Raw genomic sequence first — 1,497 nt, 5'->3', positions numbered from 1 at the left:
GCGGTTGGGAATGGTACGTCGATTATTACCGAGACCTATGGTTTTTCGATCCGGCGAATAGCGATCAAGCGGCTCCGGTTATCGTCAACGTAAATACGCCTGTTCGAAACCTAAAGCACAACATTGACACGCAAGGATTGCGAAACCGGGTGTATGTACGGGGCGGAACGACACTGTCTGACCCGTTTGTATATGAGATCATGGCGGACGGCACGGCAAAGGTTTGGACGCTTCCGCATAAGCCTCATTCCATCACCATGTCTATCTCGGGAATCCCGAAACGTGTTGGGATTGAAAATGTAGATGATGAAGCTGCTGTCGATTTCCTCCTCAATTTTCAGGAGAAATATATCAGAGCTTCTTCCCAAACCCTAACACCGGCCAACGGCGAAACTGTAACCTTTACCTATCGTTACGATATTGACGTCATAACGATGGTAGACGACGTTGATTCGCAAATGGCGATCGCCCAAGTTCAAGGGGGAGATGGGGTTTATGAACATGGTATCGTAGAAAAATCCTTAACTACCGTGGAAGCCGCCGAGGCCGCAGGTTTGGCCGATTTGCGACAGTTTGCAAATCCACGGGTGCGCGGAAGTTTTGAGACGGAAATCCCCGGCTGGGTTCCTGGTCAAGTTGTGACCATTCAATTGCCCGATAAGGGAATCTCAAACACCTTCTTGGTGCAGAAAGTCACGTTGTCCCCCTTAACCCCGGATACCTGGACGTATTCAGTGGAATATGGGGGAAGGCTCATCAGTATCCCTGATTTTTTACAAGCATTGGTTAGTGCCCAAAAAACCGAGAGTAATGAAACCGCACTGCTCAATAAGTTCGTATATGGAACCGAAAGGTTACAGATTGGGGATCAAATGACGTTAACGAGAGGCCAAATCTCTTATACGATCGAGGAAAGTTGGGAGGGCGTGTTCACACCCATTCTTGTCGGGGATGGCGAAGATCGTCCGGCTATTCCCACTTGTGGTTCCGGCCTCGTCGTTTTTTCTCATAATGCATGGCAACCACCCTCGGCAAAAATCAAAACAAGTATCGATGGACTGAATTACACGCCATGGCAAACGGTAGACCTGGATAGTGTGATCACAGTTCCCTATCCAGGCTTTATCAAGCTTGCCAACTTTGGGTCAGATATCAAATATTACAACCTTAAAAAGCCCTTTGAGGAAACCAGTAATGTTTGCGGTGAGGTGGTCGTTTCGTAATGAAATCATCCCTAGAAATCAAGGGCGAATGGTTTTTTGAAGAAGGAGGCCGAGTCATCGGGCCTCTTTTTAATTTTATTACGTCGGCAGGACTGGAACATTTATCTCAAAGCATCGCTGATTTACCCAGTCCCTATTTGGTCGTGGGCGATGACACGAATCCCGGTGAAACCATCGTCGAAGTGTTCCGAAAACCCGTGTCTAGCATTATCGTATCGAGAAATCAGGTGCGGTTTCGCACCCAGTTTCTTTCGGGTGAAGCAAATGGGGATCA

General features: G+C 47.9%; 2 protein-coding genes. Both read left to right on the top strand.

From position 1 onward, the window contains the following. Nucleotides 1–1,223 (top strand): hypothetical protein (locus tag H1S01_RS20130; protein ID WP_188042150.1); only part of this gene is annotated, 1,223 nt, incomplete at its 5' end. Next, the coding region (locus H1S01_RS20125) for a hypothetical protein (RefSeq protein ID WP_188042149.1) at nucleotides 1,223–1,497 on the top strand (275 nt) is incomplete at its 3' end. The genes H1S01_RS20130 and H1S01_RS20125, both read left to right, overlap by 1 nt.

The organism is Heliobacterium chlorum, from assembly GCF_014502795.1.
In the GTDB taxonomy this organism is placed as follows: domain Bacteria; phylum Bacillota; class Desulfitobacteriia; order Heliobacteriales; family Heliobacteriaceae; genus Heliobacterium; species Heliobacterium chlorum.
Note: the sequence above shows the minus strand (reverse complement) of the source record. Positions and strands in the feature narration are given on the sequence as shown.